The organism is Bradyrhizobium sp. 35, assembly GCF_023073215.1.
Taxonomy (GTDB): domain Bacteria; phylum Pseudomonadota; class Alphaproteobacteria; order Rhizobiales; family Xanthobacteraceae; genus Bradyrhizobium; species Bradyrhizobium canariense_D.
On record NZ_JADPJC010000169.1, the window covers coordinates 1 to 1,272 of the forward strand.

A 1,272-nucleotide genomic window follows, 5' to 3' on the forward strand; every position below is an offset into this window, starting at 1 on the left:
CCCACCATGCGCGGTTTCCTCCCTTGGAGGCTTTCGGACGCCGGCCGCCCGAATGTGCCGCGCCGTCAATCATGCGGCCGGCATCCGAAACCCTTCACACAACCGGACCTGCACCGCAGCAAATTTCAGCTGCGCATGTCCACACGGAAAACAATGCAGCACGACGGGATGGGACCGAACGCTGTCTGGGACCCGATCATAACCCGATAACCTCGTCGCGCCCTGAAGTAGGCACGAGGCTGAATGTATGTCGAGCGTTCGGGCGGTCTTGAGCGACGGCTCAGGCCAACAAACCGTCTTGATGTGGCGCGAAGATAAAATCCTGAGGTCTGAGTGCTTGCTCGCTATGTACCACCACGTCGTTGCCTGGACTGAACGTGACCGTGCTCTCGTGCGTGACAGGATCGAACGGTGAGAAGCTCAGATCGCTGAAGTTCTCGACACCGAGCGCAGAGACGTCGATGTGATCGGCGCCCTGATACGAGAGTCCCTGTCCGAAGTCCTCGACTTTATCGTGCCCGTTATCGAAATCGAACACGAACGTGTCGTTCCCTCCTTGGGCAAAGCCGAGCATCATCTGGGCATCGCCCCAGATGTCATCGTTTCCCGTGCCGCTAACCAGCCTGTCGTTGCCGCCGCGCGCGTAGTCGGACATGGATTGGGCATCGCCGACGAGAATGGTCTCGTAGCTGCCCACGGCATGCGGATTCGGATCATTGCCGCCGACCAGGGTGTCATTGCCGCCATGCGCGCGGCCCGACATAGTCGACGCATCGCCATATGCTTGATTGATGAGCTGGGAAAATACGTTGCCACCGAAATAGGTGTCGTCGCCGCCAACAGCCTGATCGCCCATATTGCCGCCAGCATCGCCGTAGAAGAGATTTTGGTTTTGCGTGCCCGAGGCCTGGAATGTGTCATTGCCGCCCTGGGCACGACCAGACATGTCGCCCGCGGCTTCGCCATAGAACGTACTTCCTCCTAAGCCGGTCTTGTTGAACGTGTCGTCCCCTCCGTGGGCAGAGCCGGACATGTTCCCGCCAGCATCGCCGGAAAAGACATTTCGGTCAGCGAGTGTTGCGTCGCTAGAGTCGTCGAACGTGTCGTTTCCTCCGGCGGCGGATGCGGACATATTTGCACCGGCATCGCCAAAGACGAAATTGAACGGATTAGGGTTCAGACTCAATTGATCCAATAAGCGACGAGAGCGGCGAGGTGGACGGCGGCCAAGAAGTTTCTGGCAAGTTTGTCGTAGCGAGTAGCAACACGCCT

The 1,272-nt window shown here is 58.8% G+C and carries 1 protein-coding gene and 1 pseudogene; both read right to left on the reverse strand.

The genetic code is table 11. The features are described from left to right. Positions 1-280: 280 nt before the first annotated feature. On the reverse strand, positions 281-1,186 hold the full coding sequence (locus IVB36_RS39565) for a hypothetical protein (protein ID WP_247395109.1): 906 nt from the start codon (positions 1,184-1,186) through the stop codon (positions 281-283). Next, positions 1,183-1,272 (reverse strand): annotated as a pseudogene (locus IVB36_RS39570) (IS5/IS1182 family transposase); the annotation flags it as partial. The gene IVB36_RS39565 and the pseudogene IVB36_RS39570, both read right to left, overlap by 4 nt.